Origin of the sequence: Rhizobium indigoferae (assembly GCF_034554815.1) — a bacterium.
GTDB lineage: Bacteria > Pseudomonadota > Alphaproteobacteria > Rhizobiales > Rhizobiaceae > Rhizobium > Rhizobium leguminosarum.
In genome coordinates this window covers 121,864-137,380 of sequence record NZ_CP140637.1, presented here as the reverse complement: position 1 = coordinate 137,380, position 15,517 = coordinate 121,864, and the positions used below count along the sequence as shown (strand labels likewise).

The window sequence follows — 15,517 nt, the reverse complement described above, 5'->3', positions numbered from 1 at the left end:
TTTCCGCGCCCCCGGCCCGGAAACTCTCAGTCCTTCACGGTCGGTTTTCCGCGCTCGGTTCAGGCTGCGTCGCGATACGTTCGGGTGTCGGGCCGTGTCCTGCCCAATTCGAACTGCGTGACCAGTTCGCGCAGGCGCTCGGCTTCGCTGGCGAGCGTGATGCTGGCGGCTGTGGTTTCCTCCACCATCGAGGCGTTCTGCTGGGTCACCTGGTCGAGCTGGCCCATTGCCGAATTGACCTCCGACAGGTTTGTCGCCTGTTCGCGCGCCGAGGCCGCCAGCGCTTCCATGCGCTGATTGATATCGGCAATGAAGCGGCCGATATCGCCAAGCGCTGCGCCGGTGTGGCTGACCAGTTCAACGCCGCTGGCGACGTTGGCGGATGCCCGCCCGATCAGGTCCTTGATCTCTTTGGCGGCTTGGGCCGAGCGTTGCGCAAGTTCGCGCACTTCCTGGGCGACAACGGCGAAACCTTTGCCGGCTTCGCCGGCGCGGGCGGCCTCCACACCGGCGTTGAGCGCCAGCAAATTGGTCTGGAAGGCAATCTGATCGATGACGCCGATGATGTTGTTGATCTGCTTGGAGGATTCCTGGATCTGATCCATGGCCTCGACCGTCTGGGCCACCACCTTGCCCGAAGCCATGGCGCTGCGGTTGGCGTCCTCGGCGACGCTGCGAGCCTCTTTGGCGATCTCGAAAGCTTCCGTGACCTTGGCGGTAACGGCGTTCAGCGCCGCGGCGGTCTGTTCGAGCGTCGCCGCCTGCCGTTCGGTGCGGCCGGAGAGTTCGTTGGAGCCGTTGCTGATTTCGCGAGTGCCTGAATTGATGATCGAAACGCTTTCGGAAACGGAAAGAAGCGTATCGCCGAGTTGCTTGACGGAGGCGTTGAAATCATGCCTCAGCGGCTCGAATTCCGGCGCAAACGCATCCGCAAGCTTGAAGGCGAGATCGCCCTGGGCGAGCCGCTTCAGGCCGGCGGCAAGGCCTGATGTGGCGACCGTCAGCCGTTCCGCCGCGCTCAGCTCCGCCTGCTCCTGGTCCGCCAGGCGGTTTGCTTCCGCCAGGCGACGGTTCTCCTCGGCCTCGCTTTCGAGTTGGCCGCGGGCGATGGCATTCTGACGGAAGACTTCCACCGAACCGGCCATCAGGCCGATTTCGTCGCGACGCCCCGCATAGGGGATCACCTTATCCGTCTCACCGGCTGCGAGTTCCTGCATGGATTGGGTGATGCGCTGGATCGGGCGCGACACATGCCGGGCGATGGCGATGAGAATGCCGAGGCCAACGATCGCGGCAATGGCCCCCAATGCCAATTCGATTTCGATCTTCGATTCCAGCGCGCTGCCGGCTGCAGCGACGCTCTCGGTTGCTATTTTGTCGACGATCGTATTGACGGCGGCAATGCCGGTCAGGATCGCCTGCTGCGAGCGCGCCAGCTTCTCGGCCGTCGGGACTTCGTCCGCCTGCTGCAGCCCGAGACTGATCCTGACGTCCTTTTCCCAGGCGTCATGGGCCTGGCGGAGCGACCGGACGCCCTCGGTCAGCGAACCGGCGAGATCGACGCTGCCAAGCTTATCGAGCGACTGCACCAGCGCGCCGTTGCTCTCTTCGAACCCGGCCTTGATCTCGGCCGCCGGGACGAAATTCGTCATCGACAGCACCCGGTCCACCACGGCAGTGGCTTCCTTGAACTGCTGTTCGATATGGGCCGAGGCTATCTTGGCGTTCACCGCCTGCTGCACCACCGCAGCGACCTGGGTCTGGCCGAGGATCGCCTGGTAGCCGATCAGGAATGCGCTGCCGAAGCCGACGACGATCGTGACCACCATCGGGATGAGTATCTGCATGCGTATGGAGAGTTTCATTGCCTGCACCTCAGTTCGGCAGCGTCGGCAGGGGGATGTCTTGCTTTTCGGCGGTCAGAGTTCCCAAGAACGCGATCAGATCTTTGCTCTCCTGGTCCGTCAGCAAGAAGGGCGACATCGCCCGATCGAGCGATGGACGGCTGACGCCGCCGCTTTCATAATGGACGATCACCTCGTCCATGCTCTTCAGGCTGCCGTCATGCATATAGGGGCCACGATAGAGCGTATTACGCAGGCCGGGCGTCTTGAAGGCATATTTGTTGTCAGGGCTGCTTGCATCGATCTTGTAGCGGCCGATATCGTCGCTCGGCAAGCCGATGTCATGGAACTTGTTGTCGGTGAAGTTCCAGCCCGTGTGGCAGGAAGAACAGCCGGCGGTGCCGGTGAACAGCTCGAAGCCCCGTTTGGCGCTGTCGGAGACCGCCTTCTCGTCGCCGTCCACCCAGCGGTCGAAAGGCGACCAGTTGGAAACCACCGTCCGCTCATAGGTGGCGATCGCCGTCAGCATCGTCTCCTTGGTGACGCCCTTGTCAGGGAATACCTCGTCGAACCACTTCTTGTAATCAGGTATAGCCCGCATTTCGGTCACGGCGGTGTCTAGCTTGCCGTTCATTTCGGCGGCAGCCGTGATCGGACCTGCCGCTTGCTCTTCCAGGTTCGGCGCGCGGCCATCCCAAAAGAAGGGCGAGACCCAGGCAACATTCAGGACCGTCGGTGCCTGGCGCGCGAGCGCGGTATTGGCCGCGCCAATCGGCGTCGTCACCGGTGTCTCGAAGCCGAAGGAAGGGTTATGACAGCTGGCGCAGGTCATGTTCTTGTTGCCGGAAAGCCGCGGATCGAAGAACAGCATCTTGCCGAGCGTCGCCAACTGAGGGGAGTAGGCCGTCACGCCCTCGAAAGGGACTGTCAGCGGCCGCTTATACGCGGAAAGATCGGCGGCCGCGCCAGGCTGGACGGCGGCCAATGCGAGTAAGGAAGCTGCAATCAGGAAACGCATCGTTCTAGCAAGTCCGAACTTGGTTCTGGATTATGCTAAAATTAGCGTCATTACGTTAAATCTATGTAAAGCAATCAATTCTTGAGTTGTACGCGAAAGTTTGAGGGCTAACACGTGACGCTGGCGGATATTGATTGCCGCGATACATCCGGCCTTGCTTGGCGCACTTAAGAACGAGCCGAGCAAATGTCGAGATAAGAGGCTTTGATCGACCAGTTGGAACCAGCGAAACGGTCTATGACGAACCGGGAAAGCTCTTCGAACCATCACGTCGCAGGAATGTGGAAACGCCTTCAAGGCAGTTGGTTTGAGCAAACCTCATCTACGCTCTAGCTGACGGCGTTCCTCTTACCGAGGAGGGCTGCGCGGATCTGTTCGCTTTTGCTCAACGAGGGAGGAGAAACCGGTGGTGTCGGCTCTGGCGCGTCGGCTTTGCCGGTGGTCTGCTTGACGCTCAGGAAGCGTTTTTGCGCGACCATCCGGTCTTCGGACGACAGTGGTTCGACGGGTTCGCCGTCAAGGCCGTGGCGCATGGAATCGGGCTGGGCGCTGGCAAAATAGTAGCGCCGGCAGTGGACATAGGCAGCGGTCGCCCGCCGCAGCGTCGTGACGCCGGCATCGGGCTTCAGCAGCGGTCGGAGTTCATTGAAAAGGCCGACGGCAAAAGGGAGGACCGGATCTCCCGCCTTGGCCGGAAGGACGCCGACTGGCCGGAGCAGCAACGTGCTGATCGCGTTTGCCTTCTCCACGTCGAGCTCGGTTGCCGCAATCGGTCCGCGGCTGATCTTCCAGGGCTTGTCCATGCGTCCTCCATGTAACGTCCATAGCGACCGACTGTGATAGTATCTTGACGGACAGGGTGAGCAACGGAAGTCGCACATCGTCGGTTCCACTGCAAGCCTGCGAACGCAGCGCGGGAGCCGTGTGGCGAAATGCCGTTTCCCAGAGCTAATGGAGCATGGTGTCGTCGGCTGCCATTTGCATCTAATCGTTTTTATCGAGAAATATGCATTGACCTGCCACATCGATTACACTTCATATCCGCGCCCAAGATGGAGTGACCGGCCGGGGGAGGATATATGCGGGTTTTCTCGAGCATTGACGAGCTGCGCCATACGCTCGATGCGCTGAGGCGGCAGGGTCGGACCGTCGGCCTCGTCCCGACGATGGGCTATCTCCACGCCGGTCATATGGAGCTCGTCTCGCGCGCTCGCGCCGAAAACGACATCGTCGTCGTCTCGATTTTCGTCAATCCGCTGCAGTTCGGCCCGGCGGAAGACCTCAGCAAATATCCGCGCGATCTGGAGCGCGATGCCACCATGCTGAGGCAAGCCGGCGTCAATTTCCTCTTTTCGCCCGGCGTTGAGGATATGTATCCTCGCCCGATGCTTGCTGTCGTCGACGTTCCCGATCTCGGCCGCGAACTCGAAGGGGCGGTCCGGCCCGGACATTTTGCCGGCGTCGCCACTGTCGTCTGCAAGCTTTTCAACATCGTCCAGCCGCAGACCGCCTATTTCGGAGAAAAGGATTACCAACAGGTCGTCATCATCAAGCGCATGGTGGACGATCTGGCCGTGCCGGTGCGCGTGATATCCGTGCCGACGGTCAGGGACAGCGACGGCCTCGCATTGTCGTCGCGCAACGTCTATCTCAGCGAGGCGGAGCGGCGTGCCGCGGTGATTGTCCCGCAGACCCTTGACGAGGCGGAGCGCCTGGTCGCCGGCGGCCTTGCCGATCCGGCGGAACTCGAGGCAAGGCTCACGGCGTTTCTTAGTCGCGAATCTCTGGCAAAGCCCGAGGTCGTCGCCGTCAGGGATGCCTCGACGCTGCAGCCGGTGACGTCGATCGCAGAGCCTGTCGTCGTGGCGCTTTTCGTTCGGGTCGGCTCGACACGGCTTCTCGACAACAGGGTTGTTGTCGACAACCGAGTTGCCGGGAGCAACCGGGTTATCGGCGGGCGGGGCTTGCCGGGAAAGGGAGTGACCAGATGAGCGCGGCCGGAATTCAGAAGCGCCTGACACCAGCGCGCATTTCAGCCATGAAGGGCGGCAAGCCGATCGTCTGCCTGACCGCCTATACGACGCCCATGGCGCGGCTGCTTGACGAACATTGCGACCTGCTGCTGGTCGGGGATTCGCTCGGCATGGTGCTCTACGGCATGGAGAGCACTATCGGCGTCACGCTCGACATGATGATCGCCCACGGCAGGGCGGTAATGCGCGGCGTCGACAAGGCCTGCGTCGTTGTCGACATGCCGTTCGGCACCTACCAGGAATCGAAGGAGATCGCCTTCCGCAACGCTGTCCGCATCCTGCAGGAAACCGGCTGCGATGCCATCAAGCTCGAGGGCGGCGAGGAGATGGCCGAGACCATCGCCTTTCTGACCAAGCGGGGGGTCCCGGTCATGGGGCATATCGGTCTGATGCCACAGCAGGTCCAAACCGCAGGCGGCTATCGTTCTGTCGGTCATTCCGAACACGAGACGTCGAAGATCCGGCGCGACGCTCATGCCATCGGCGGCTCCGGCGCCTTTGCCGTCGTCATCGAGGGCACGGTAGAGCCGCTCGCCCGCGAGGTGACCGGCGCCATGCACATCCCGACCATCGGTATCGGCGCCTCTTCCGCCTGCGACGGTCAGGTTCTGGTCTCCGACGACATTCTGGGGCTCTTCAACGATTTCATCCCGCGTTTCGTCAAGCGCTACGACGAACTCGGCAAGAGGATTTCGGCCGCCGCCGCCGCTTACGCCGGCGAGGTCCGGTCGCGACAGTTTCCGGCCACGGAGCATACGTTCAAGCGGCGATCCTGAGGCGAGGCAATACCAGGTCCATCACCGCGCGACATACTGTTCGCGCATGCTGTCGGCTGAGCGGCGAACGGCCTCGGAAACCTGCACGAGCTGTTTGGCCATGGGCGTCGAATGGCGCCAAATCATTCCGATCGTTCGCGACGGCTGCGGAGACTGGAAGCGCGAAATCGAAACATGCGCCGAGCGCGTTTCGAGGGGAACAGCCATCTCCGGAATCAGGGTGATGCCAATACCGGCGCTGACCATCTGAACCAGAGTGGATAAAGAGCTGCCTTCCATGACTTCCCGGGGCCGGGCCGGCCCTATCTTGCAGAACGACAAGGCCTGATCGCGAAAGCAATGGCCTTCCTCAAGCAGCAGCAACCGCATTTCGCGCAGCGCCTCGCGTTCGGGCACCGGCTTGCCCTCGTCTTCGGGCCGCCGGACCAGTACAAACTCTTCCTTGAAGAGCTCGTGCTCGGTCAGGGAGGGTTCGGACACGGGCAAAGCAACGATTGCAGTGTCCAGCTGGCCTTGCGCCAACTCCTGAACCAGCTTCGACGTCTGCGTCTCGCGCACCTCGATCTGGATACCGGCAAAGCTCCTGTTCAGATCGTTGATGATCGCCGGCAACAGATAGGGTGCAATTGTTGGGATGATGCCGATGCGCAGCCGCGTCAGGAAGGGATCGCGCGAGGTCCGCGCCAGCTCCGCCAACTCATCCACGCCACGCAGTATATCGCGGATCCTGAGAGCCACGGTCTGACCGAAGGCGGTCAGCTTCACCTCACGCGCATTACGCTCGAAAAGCTCACCGCCCAACTCTTGCTCAAGTTCTTTGATCTGCATTGACAATGCCGGCTGGGAGATCGCACAGGCGTCGGCAGCGCGCCGGAAGCGGCCATCTCTGGCCAGTGCTTCAAAATAACGTAGCTGTTTCAGGGTAAGGTTCTTCATAACCTCAGCTTATCGCAACGATCAGTAAATCCAACTTAAAATTATGACGCGCTTCCGATATGAAGACTGCCACAAGGGGAGAGTGGGGCGTAAGCTCGGCTCATCTTTTTTACGCGCAGACAGATCAAGCAACGAAGGAGACGATCATGGACAATCCCACTGACAGCGCAGGCAAATGTCCTGTTGCCCACGGCAATACGCCTCGCAGCCGATCGAATCGCGACTGGTGGCCGGACCAGCTGAATGTGCAGATTCTTCACCACAATTCCGGCCGCGCCGACCCCCTCGGGCAAGCCTTCGACTATGCCGAGGAGTTCAAAAAGCTCGATCTCGACGGCCTGAAGAAGGATCTTCACGCGCTGATGACGGATTCACAGGATTGGTGGCCGGCCGATTTCGGTCATTACGGCGGCCTGTTCATCCGCATGGCCTGGCACAGCGCCGGCACCTACCGCATCACCGATGGTCGCGGCGGCGCCGGCCAGGGCCAGCAGCGTTTCGCGCCGCTCAACAGCTGGCCTGACAATGCCAACCTCGACAAGGCCCGCCGCCTGCTCTGGCCGATCAAGCAGAAATACGGCAACCGCATCTCCTGGGCCGACCTGCTGATTCTCACCGGCAACGTCGCGCTCGAATCCATGGGCTTCAAGACCTTTGGTTTCGCCGGCGGCCGCGCCGACGTCTGGGAGCCTGAGGAACTGTTCTGGGGCCCTGAGGGAACCTGGCTGGGCGACGAGCGCTACAGCGGCGAACGCGAGCTGGCAGAACCGCTCGGCGCCGTGCAGATGGGCCTGATCTATGTCAATCCGGAAGGCCCGGGTGGCAATCCCGATCCGATCGCTTCGGCGCGTGACATCCGCGAAACCTTCTCCCGCATGGCGATGAATGACGAAGAGACCGTGGCGCTGATCGCCGGCGGCCATACCTTCGGCAAGACGCATGGCGCCGGCGACCCGTCCCTGATCGGCGCCGAACCGGAAGGCGGCGCGATCGAGGACCAGGGCCTCGGCTGGAAGAGCTCGTTCGGCACCGGCGTCGGCAAGGATGCCATCACCGCCGGCCTCGAAGTCACCTGGTCGCAGACGCCGACCAAGTGGAGCAACTACTTCTTTGAAAACCTCTTCGCCTTCGAATGGGAACTGACGACGAGCCCGGCCGGCGCGAAGCAGTGGCAGGCCAAAAACGCCGAAGCCTCCATTCCGGATGCCTACGACGCCTCGAAGAGGCACCTGCCGACCATGCTGACGAGCGATCTGGCGCTGCGTTTCGATCCGACCTACGAGAAGATTTCGCGCCGCTTTCTCGAAAATCCCGGTGAGTTCGCCGACGCTTTCGCCCGCGCCTGGTTCAAGCTGACCCACCGCGACATGGGACCGAAGGTGCGCTATCTCGGCCCGGAAGTTCCGGCCGAAGACCTGATCTGGCAGGATGTGATCCCGGCCGTCGACCATCCGCTCGTCGACGACAAGGACATTGCCGAACTGAAGGAAAAGGTTCTCGCCACCGGTCTCACCGTGCAGGAACTGGTCTCGACCGCCTGGGCGTCGGCCTCGACCTTCCGCGGCTCCGACAAGCGCGGCGGCGCCAATGGCGCGCGCATCCGCCTTGCCCCGCAGAAGGACTGGGACGCCAACCAGCCGGCGCAGCTCGCCAAGGTGCTCGGCGTTCTGGAAGGCATCCAGAAGGACTTCAACGCTGCCCAGACCGGGGCGAAGAAGATCTCGCTGGCCGACCTGATCGTTCTCGCCGGTGCTGCCGGCGTCGAGAAGGCTGCGGCAGAGGGCGGTAACGCCGTCAGCGTGCCCTTCACGCCAGGCCGTATGGATGCCTCCGAGGCACAGACCGACGCGCATTCCTTCGCAGCGCTCGAACCGCGTATCGACGGCTTCCGCAACTACGTGAACGGCAAGCGCCATCAGTTCATGAAGCCGGAAGAAGCGCTCGTCGACCGCGCCCAGCTCTTGACGCTGACCGGGCCTGAGATGACCGTCCTCGTCGGCGGCCTGCGCGTGCTGAAGGCCGGCGCCCCCGAACACGGCGTCTTCACTTCGCGTCCCGAGACGCTGACGAACGACTTCTTCGTCAACCTGCTCGACATGGGCACGCAGTGGGTTCCTGTCGCCGGCAAGGAAGGCGTCTATGAAGGCCGCGACCGCAAGACCGGCGCTGCCAAGTGGACCGGCACCCGCGTCGACCTGATCTTCGGCTCGCACTCGCAGCTTCGCGCCTTCGCCGAAGTCTACGGCCAGGCCGATGCCAAGGGGAAGTTCGTCAAGGACTTCGTCGCCGCCTGGAACAAGGTCATGAACGCCGACCGCTTCGACCTCGTCTGATCAGAAGCATTTTGCCTGGGCGCAGTTTCGGCTGCGCCCGGGCATTTTTCATCTGAGACCGAACCTACCGCCCGATCGTCCAGTCTTCGACACGCAGGCCGTCGACGCGGCGGAACTCCCCGACATTGTTGTGACGATAACCAGATCCCAGGTCCTGGCCTGAGCGGCGATCAGAACATCATAGGGACCGATCGGCGTTCCCTTTGCCGCCAATGCGGCACGGATCTCCCCAGCGGCCCGCGCATCCTCACGCTCGAAGCCGACGGCTTGGAAACCTGCCATGAACAGGCGCAGGGTTTCGAGATTGTAGGAGATTTTCGTGCTTTTATAGGCGCCATAATAGAGCTCGTGCATCACCACGGTCGACAGTCCGATCAATCCCTCGTCACTGTCGACCACGCGTTTCAGCAGCGTTTCGGACTTCCTGCCGATCAGGGCGATTACCGCATTGATGTCGATGAGATGGGAATCACTTGAACAGATTCTGAAGACCAGGCCTCTCTTGCCCCGCCGGCTGCTCTCGCCCTTCCGCCATGAAATCGTCGCTGAGGCCGCGCTCCCAGGCGCTATGCAACGATGCCCACCGCATGCCGCGATCGGGCCGCGGCCGAAGGATTACCGCATCGCCTTCACGTGTCACTTCCACCTGGTCTACGTCGAAGTGAAACTCCTTGGGCAGGCGAACCGCCTGCGAATTGCCGGATTGGAATACACGCGCACATTGCGGCACGAGAACCTCCGCAATTTATATATGCCGTAGTATATATGCAATTGGCGGCATCCATGCCAAAAACCGTCTCTGCACCTTCCACTAGCGAGGCAGAATGCCGAAAGGCGAAAGTGACAGCAGATCAGGATCCGTCGTCGCCGTTGCTGTCGCTACCTGGGCGTGGCTTATGCTGTAGCCGTAGGTGAGGACGCGGTCACCGTCGATCATGAAGAATTGCGCCTGATCCAGGCCGGGCCGCAGGGTACCCGTCACGGTGACGGTCTCGTACATTCTTGCCAGGTGCAAAGGCTCTTCCGGAACGACACGAACCAGTTGGTTGGGCGGAGGGGAAGGCATGTGACTGCAGGCTCCGGCCCAAGGCACCAGCATGAATTCGTAGACAAGATCGCCGTCCTGGTCGATCGGCAGAACGAAGCCCGTCAATTCGATCGGATGCTCCTCGCCATGCCAGGCGAGTGTTTCGCCTTGCGGGCCGCTCACCGCCTTGCCCGACAGTGGAATTGTCGCTTTGGGCTGATCGGCCGGCCGTAAAGCGTTCCAGAAAATAGGCTGAGCTGCAGCGAAGGCGTTGGAAATTGGCCATGCGGAACCAAATGCCAGTGCCGCGAACGTCAGGAGGAAAGGTTTGTCTTTCATCATTGCATCTCCACCGGGCCGGCCGCTTTGACCACCTTGCCGCTGCCGTGAGGATGCTACTCTCGATCCGGTTCGGCCGTCAAAGCTTCCGGCGCGCTAGGCAGAGGCCCGAGCATGACGAAAGAGACGTTGGCGTGCTTCGTCAGCAGTCAGGAGACCCCGCGTGGGATGAACACGGGGTCTCCCTGACGGACCAACAGAACGATGAAGCCTTACTTCTCCGGCATCATCGAAGAGTGGTGCGAGGTGATCAGCCAATTCCCGTCCTTGAACTCATAGGTATAGGTGTAGCGGGCCGGAACCTTCGAGCCGTCCTTCAGCCTGAAGGTGTAAGTGCCGACGTCGACGGCCCAGTTACATCCGATCTGGATGTCGCGGCTGTCGATGTGGCCTTTGGGCTCGTTCGCCAGGAAATGCTCGAAATAGTCGATCCGCTCCGTCTGCGTCAGACGTGGTTTGTCCGACAAGGTCGCGAGAAGCACGGAGTCCTCACTGTAGTTCTTGGCGACCTCCCGGGGGCTCAGCGTCGCGAGCGAGGTATTCCAGCGGTCGAAGAGCTTGGCGATTTCCGGCTCGCTTGTCGGTGCACAAGTTGCGATTTCGGTAGCAGCCGCGGCCGACTGGACCTGTACGAAACCGAGAACGAGGGCGGCAGCAATGATGGTGCGCATTTTGACTTTCCTATGTGGCGGTTCCGGCGGACATCGCATCGGTCAACCGCATGACCAGCAATTTAAGTATCCTCTGCCGCCGCCTCATCTGCCGGGTGGCTTCGATCCGATCTGCCGAACGGCATAGATGACATTCCCGCCGGAATGACTATCGTGCCGGCGTCATTCATCTTCGGAGCAGTCCTGTTGGGCATGGAGCACGATACAAGTCCAACGCACTCGCCAAACGTTGCAGAACTGCGGGCTCTTTACCGGGCGGCGGAAGCGCGGGCGGCTCGTCTGCGTTTCATCATCGAAGTGCAGAACCTGCTCGATGCCGCGGCATTCGAAACGGCTGCCCTGGACGTTCTGTCCCGGCTTGCAGACTTCGCGGGAGCATCGCTTGCCAGGCTCGTTTTTCCGTCGTTCCAGGGAAAAGCACCCGTGCAGCTGTCGGTGGGTAAGTCAACGAGCCCGGAAAGCGATAACATCTTATTTGCCTCGCAAGCCGGTTCCGATCTCTGCCTGACGATCATCGGATCGTCAAAAGCGCGCGCCATCAATGCCGACGACCGGCAGACATTGGAGGTGGCGGCGGGGCAGCTCGCCGACGCCTACAATCTTAACCGGCAGGCGGCGGAAAATCAGGCGCTTCTCGGCGATCTCCAGCGGCAGCGCAGTGAGCTCGCGGCACTTGTCGCGCAGCTGATCCAGGCGCAGGAGCAGGAGCGGCAGCGGGTGGCGCTCGATCTTCACGACGGCTCGGCGCAACTTGTAGCAGGCCTAAGCTATCGGCTGCAGGACCTTGCGGCCCGCATCGGCGACGCGCACGCCCTGAAACCCGAAATCGACCAGCTCGCCGCGCTCGCGCGCCATTCCGTTGCCGATCTCAGGGCGGCCATCGCCGATCTTCGCCCGCCCGAGCTCGATGATCTCGGCGTCGCCGCGGCCCTGCGTACGCGTCTCGATGCGATCGATGATCTCGAGGTGGTCGCCGATCTCGATGCCGCCGCCGATCGCTGGCCGGCATCGACGGGGATCATCTTCTATCGTGTCGCGCAGGAAGCGATCACCAATGTCATCAAGCACGCCGAGGCGAGCCGCCTGGTCGTCCGTCTCTTCGAGGATGGCGCGGGCGAAGCGCATCTCGAAGTGATCGATGATGGCAAAGGCATCGGCGAGCTGCGCCATCCCCAGATGCGGGGCGGGCGGCTCGGCATCGTCGGCATGCGTGAACGGCTGGCGCTGCTCGGCGGCCGGATCGAGATCAGCGTCGGGTCTCTGAGGGGCACACATGTGCGCGCCACCGCACCGATTTCGCAGGAGACGACATCAGAATGACGGCATCGATCCTTGTCGCCGACGATCATGACATCGCCCGTGCAGGCCTTATCGCCATGATCGGCGGTGAAGACGATTTTCATGTCGCCTGGGACGTGCGCGACGGCGTGGAAGCGGTGGAGGCCTGTGCGCTGCACAATCCGGATCTTGCTCTCCTCGACATCCGCATGCCTCGCCTGGACGGCCTCGCCGCGACGAGGGAGATCCGGCGCGTGTCGCCGGGAACACGCGTCATGATCATCACGATGCATGACAGTCTCGACTACCTGGAAGCGGCGATCGAGGCCGGCGCTACGGGCTATCTGCTCAAGGACGCCAGCCGGGAAGATATTCTCCGGACGATCCGGCGGGTCCTTCAGGGCGATGCCTTCTTCGACGGTCCGCTCGTCGCAAAACTATTGCGCCGCGCCGCCACCAAGCCGCAGACCAACAGCAGCGCTCTCGAGACGCTGACGATCCGGGAGCGCGAAGTCCTGTCGAAGGTGGCCGAAGGCCTGACCAACAAGGAGATCGCCAGGACCCTGAAGATCTCGCCCGGTACCGTGAAGATCCACGTCGAGCGCATCATCGGCAAGCTCGGCGCCGGAGACCGGACACAGGCCGCGGTCATGGCGGTCCGCGGCGGGCTCGTCGAAACATCGAAAGAGCAGCAACAATGGCACCCACAATGATCTCGACGGGTCGCCTGACGGCGTGGCGCTTTGCCGACCTTCCCCTTCGCGCGAAGGGCATCGTCATCATCACAGTGCCGCTGGCGCTACTGCTTGCAGCCCTCGCCTCGGTCTTCGTGGCCGACCGGCAGAGCCGGATTGCCGAGGATCAGGTGCGGGTCACGCTCGAGATCCAGTCGGGCATTCAAGAGATCCATGCCTCGATCGCCGAAGCGGCGACCGCGATGCGGGGTTATCTGTTGACCGGCAGAACCGATTTTCTTGATCCCTTCAACCGGGCTGAGGAAAGACTGCCCGTCGTCATCGACGAAGTCGGTCGCCGGTTGCGGGATGAAGAGCAAAAGAACCGCCTCGAACGTATCCGCACCCTGGTAGCCGCGAAAGTCGACCGTCTCCAACTCCTGAAACAGGCCGACATGCTTCGCGCCGGCGGACGCGAGGACCTTGCGGCCAAGCTCATCGAAGGCAAACAGGTCCTCGATGTACTGAGACAGGAGATCGACGCAATGAGCCGGCGGGAGGCGGATCTGCTTCACGCCAGGACCGAGGCCGCGGACCGGGTCCGCACTCTGTCGCGAAGCCTGATGATTGCCGCCGGCGTTGTTGGTTTTGCCGGCGCCCTCGTCGCCGTCTTCCTGTTTTCGGCAAGCATCGTGCGCCGCGTGCATGCGCTGAAAGCTGAGGCGCATCGGCTGTCGCAAGGCGACGTTGTCACGGTGGCGGACCCCTTCCGCGATGAACTCGGCAGCCTCGGACAGGCGCTCGAAGATGCAAGCGTCCTTTTGAAAAGGCGCGAGGCTGATCTGACCGAAAGCGAGGAGCGCTTTCGGCAACTGGTCGAAGGCGTCAGCGACTACGGTATTTTCGGGCTCGATATCTCAGGGCGGGTGGTAAGCTGGAATGCCGGCGCCGAGCGGATCACCGGTTATGGCGCCGAGGAGATCGTCGGGCAGCATTTTTCTCGCTTCTATCCCGCGGAAACCAGAGACACATTTCCGGCAGAAGAGCTTGCCAGTGCAGCTCTTCACGGACGCACCGAGGCGGAAGGCTGGCGCGTGCGCAAGGACGGGTCACAATTCTGGTCGCACGTCGTGGTGACCGCCCTGCATGATGAGACATGCCGCCTGCGTGGCTTTTCCAAGATCACGCGAGACATTACCGAGCGCAAGCAAATCGAAGAGGCCCTGCTTGCCGCCCGCGAGGATGCGGTTCGCGCTAGCAACGCCAAGAGCGAATTCCTGTCCCGGATGAGCCACGAGCTGCGCACGCCGTTGAATTCCGTCCTCGGCTTCGCACAGCTTTTGGAAATGGATGTCACCGATGCGGATTCCAGGGATAGCGTCGCCCAAATTCTAAGGGCCGGCAGACATCTGCTCAGCCTGATCGACGAAGTTCTTGATATGGCCAGGATCGAGGCCGGGCGCATGGATCTTGCCATCGAACCGCAACGCGTCGCCGATGTGATTGATGAAGCGGTGTCGCTTGCGAGGCCGCTCTGCGGCAAGCAGCAGATCCGCATAGAGGTCGTCGAGCCCGAGCGAGATCTGGCGGTCCTGGCCGACCGGCGGCGTCTCCTCCAGGTGTTCCTGAATCTTCTCTCCAATGCGGTGAAATACAATCGTCAGCTCGGAACCGTGACCGTCAGCCACCGCGAGATTGGCGACGACACTATTCGGATCGAGGTCAGCGATACCGGTCCCGGCATCCCGGCGGAACGCGTTTCCCGGCTCTTCACCCCATTCGATCGGCTGGGAGCCGAACGCATCGGTCAAGAAGGGACCGGTCTCGGGCTCGCGCTGTCGCGGCATCTGATCGACGCCATGGGCGGCGCGCTCGGCTTCAGCAACCATCCGGAAGGTGGCGCCACCTTCCACGTCGATTTGCCGCGCCGGCCTGCGGCGACGCAGGAAACCCGAAGACGAGGCCTCTCCGTCGAAAGTTCGCCATAGAAGACGGTCGCCTATGATTTGATTGCGCGCTTGATATCCTCCAACGCCTTTGACGAAATGTTTGGCCCATGACAGACCCCACCGACATCGTGCGACGATCGACGATCCTGATCGTCGACGACGAGCCCGCAAATGTTTCGCTGCTGGAGCGCATTCTCAAACGCGAAGGCTTCAAGGAACTCATCAGCACCACCGAGCCACGCGAGGCATTGCGGCTCTTTCGCGAACATCCGGTGGATCTCGTTCTTCTCGACCTGATGATGCCCGATCTCGATGGCTTCGCTTTGCTGGAGACCTTCGCAAGGCTTATTCCTGAAAACAGCTATCTGCCGATCCTGGTTCTGACCGCCGATGCAACATTGCCGACGCGGCGGCGGGCGCTTTCTCTCGGCGCGAAGGACTTTCTGACGAAGCCGTTCGATGCGATCGAGGCCATCCTGCGCATCTTCAACCTTCTCGAAACCCGTATCCTGACCCTGGAGCTTGCCAAACACGGGCTGGCAACGCCGAAATCGGAGCGCCCTCGGATTGATTGATGGCACCAGCTGTCTTGGCGTATGGGCGTTAGGCCATCGGCAAATGTTGACCGCGTAGCGCCGA

Annotated in this window: 14 protein-coding genes and 1 pseudogene; 7 read left to right on the top strand and 8 right to left on the bottom strand. The window is 61.9% G+C overall.

What is annotated here, in order from left to right:
* Positions 1-59 precede the first annotated feature (59 nt).
* The 3 genes from U5G49_RS27215 to U5G49_RS27205 all read right to left on the bottom strand — a co-directional run bounded on the left by U5G49_RS27215 (position 60) and on the right by U5G49_RS27205 (position 3,665).
* On the bottom strand, positions 60-1,865 hold the full coding sequence (locus U5G49_RS27215; RefSeq protein WP_193444931.1) for a methyl-accepting chemotaxis protein: 1,806 nt from the start codon (positions 1,863-1,865) through the stop codon (positions 60-62).
* 10 nt (positions 1,866-1,875) lie between these two features.
* Complete coding sequence (locus tag U5G49_RS27210) at positions 1,876-2,862, bottom strand: cytochrome-c peroxidase (RefSeq protein ID WP_193444932.1); 987 nt, start codon at positions 2,860-2,862, stop codon at positions 1,876-1,878.
* 329 nt (positions 2,863-3,191) lie between these two features.
* Positions 3,192-3,665, bottom strand: a complete 474-nt coding sequence (locus U5G49_RS27205) for a ProQ/FINO family protein (RefSeq protein WP_193444933.1) — start codon at positions 3,663-3,665, stop codon at positions 3,192-3,194.
* Between the two features lie 276 nt (positions 3,666-3,941).
* On the opposite strand from U5G49_RS27205, the gene panC reads away from it, so the two are divergent.
* Positions 3,942-4,853: a pantoate--beta-alanine ligase gene (gene panC / locus U5G49_RS27200; RefSeq protein WP_168319008.1), complete on the top strand. Its 912-nt coding sequence runs from the start codon at positions 3,942-3,944 to the stop codon at positions 4,851-4,853.
* Positions 4,850-5,671, top strand: a complete 822-nt coding sequence (gene panB, locus U5G49_RS27195) for a 3-methyl-2-oxobutanoate hydroxymethyltransferase (RefSeq protein ID WP_193444934.1) — start codon at positions 4,850-4,852, stop codon at positions 5,669-5,671. The genes panC and panB overlap by 4 nt, the downstream gene beginning before the upstream one ends.
* Positions 5,672-5,692: 21 nt before the next feature.
* On the opposite strand, the gene U5G49_RS27190 is transcribed toward panB, so the two are convergent.
* Complete coding sequence (locus U5G49_RS27190) at positions 5,693-6,607, bottom strand: hydrogen peroxide-inducible genes activator (protein WP_018245487.1); 915 nt, start codon at positions 6,605-6,607, stop codon at positions 5,693-5,695.
* A 146-nt stretch (positions 6,608-6,753) separates the two neighbouring features.
* Here U5G49_RS27190 and katG point away from each other — a divergent pair, with 146 nt between their 5' ends.
* Positions 6,754-8,940 (top strand): catalase/peroxidase HPI, encoded by a 2,187-nt coding sequence (gene katG / locus U5G49_RS27185; RefSeq protein ID WP_193444935.1) that lies wholly within the window; start codon positions 6,754-6,756, stop codon positions 8,938-8,940.
* Between the two features lie 64 nt (positions 8,941-9,004).
* On the opposite strand, the pseudogene U5G49_RS27180 reads toward katG, so the two are convergent.
* From U5G49_RS27180 to U5G49_RS27165, 4 genes and pseudogenes are all read right to left on the bottom strand, one after another.
* Positions 9,005-9,423 (bottom strand): annotated as a pseudogene (locus U5G49_RS27180) (PIN domain-containing protein).
* The gene (locus U5G49_RS27175) at positions 9,410-9,670 is read right to left on the bottom strand and encodes an antitoxin (RefSeq protein WP_193444936.1); all 261 of its coding nucleotides are present in this window, start codon (positions 9,668-9,670) and stop codon (positions 9,410-9,412) included. Before U5G49_RS27175 ends, U5G49_RS27180 begins: the two are co-directional and overlap by 14 nt.
* An 81-nt stretch (positions 9,671-9,751) precedes the next feature.
* A complete protein-coding gene (locus U5G49_RS27170; protein ID WP_193444937.1) occupies positions 9,752-10,309 on the bottom strand; it encodes a DUF3299 domain-containing protein in 558 nt (185 codons plus the stop codon).
* A gap of 209 nt (positions 10,310-10,518) precedes the next feature.
* Positions 10,519-10,977, bottom strand: coding sequence for an SgcJ/EcaC family oxidoreductase (locus tag U5G49_RS27165; protein ID WP_193444938.1), 459 nt, complete (start codon positions 10,975-10,977; stop codon positions 10,519-10,521).
* 144 nt (positions 10,978-11,121) lie between these two features.
* Here U5G49_RS27165 and U5G49_RS27160 point away from each other — a divergent pair, with 144 nt between their 5' ends.
* The 4 genes from U5G49_RS27160 to U5G49_RS27145 all read left to right on the top strand — a co-directional run bounded on the left by U5G49_RS27160 (position 11,122) and on the right by U5G49_RS27145 (position 15,453).
* On the top strand, positions 11,122-12,297 hold the full coding sequence (locus U5G49_RS27160) for a sensor histidine kinase (RefSeq protein WP_246289100.1): 1,176 nt from the start codon (positions 11,122-11,124) through the stop codon (positions 12,295-12,297).
* Positions 12,294-12,968, top strand: a complete 675-nt coding sequence (locus U5G49_RS27155) for a response regulator (protein ID WP_193444939.1) — start codon at positions 12,294-12,296, stop codon at positions 12,966-12,968. The genes U5G49_RS27160 and U5G49_RS27155 overlap by 4 nt, the downstream gene beginning before the upstream one ends.
* Positions 12,953-14,917, top strand: coding sequence for a sensor histidine kinase (locus tag U5G49_RS27150; RefSeq protein ID WP_246289103.1), 1,965 nt, complete (start codon positions 12,953-12,955; stop codon positions 14,915-14,917). The genes U5G49_RS27155 and U5G49_RS27150 overlap by 16 nt, the downstream gene beginning before the upstream one ends.
* A 68-nt stretch (positions 14,918-14,985) precedes the next feature.
* Positions 14,986-15,453 (top strand): response regulator, encoded by a 468-nt coding sequence (locus tag U5G49_RS27145; protein ID WP_105008542.1) that lies wholly within the window; start codon positions 14,986-14,988, stop codon positions 15,451-15,453.
* Positions 15,454-15,517 lie beyond the last annotated feature (64 nt).

Coding starts and splice junctions, on each gene's coding strand:
- U5G49_RS27215 (WP_193444931.1), bottom strand. CDS start 1,865: ATGAAACTCTCCATACGCATGCAGATACTCATCCCGATGGTGGTCACG.
- U5G49_RS27210 (WP_193444932.1), bottom strand. CDS start 2,862: ATGCGTTTCCTGATTGCAGCTTCCTTACTCGCATTGGCCGCCGTCCAG.
- U5G49_RS27205 (WP_193444933.1), bottom strand. CDS start 3,665: ATGGACAAGCCCTGGAAGATCAGCCGCGGACCGATTGCGGCAACCGAG.
- panC (WP_168319008.1), top strand. CDS start 3,942: ATGCGGGTTTTCTCGAGCATTGACGAGCTGCGCCATACGCTCGATGCG.
- panB (WP_193444934.1), top strand. CDS start 4,850: ATGAGCGCGGCCGGAATTCAGAAGCGCCTGACACCAGCGCGCATTTCA.
- U5G49_RS27190 (WP_018245487.1), bottom strand. CDS start 6,607: ATGAAGAACCTTACCCTGAAACAGCTACGTTATTTTGAAGCACTGGCC.
- katG (WP_193444935.1), top strand. CDS start 6,754: ATGGACAATCCCACTGACAGCGCAGGCAAATGTCCTGTTGCCCACGGC.
- U5G49_RS27170 (WP_193444937.1), bottom strand. CDS start 10,309: ATGATGAAAGACAAACCTTTCCTCCTGACGTTCGCGGCACTGGCATTT.
- U5G49_RS27165 (WP_193444938.1), bottom strand. CDS start 10,977: ATGCGCACCATCATTGCTGCCGCCCTCGTTCTCGGTTTCGTACAGGTC.
- U5G49_RS27160 (WP_246289100.1), top strand. CDS start 11,122: ATGACTATCGTGCCGGCGTCATTCATCTTCGGAGCAGTCCTGTTGGGC.
- U5G49_RS27155 (WP_193444939.1), top strand. CDS start 12,294: ATGACGGCATCGATCCTTGTCGCCGACGATCATGACATCGCCCGTGCA.
- U5G49_RS27150 (WP_246289103.1), top strand. CDS start 12,953: ATGGCACCCACAATGATCTCGACGGGTCGCCTGACGGCGTGGCGCTTT.
- U5G49_RS27145 (WP_105008542.1), top strand. CDS start 14,986: ATGACAGACCCCACCGACATCGTGCGACGATCGACGATCCTGATCGTC.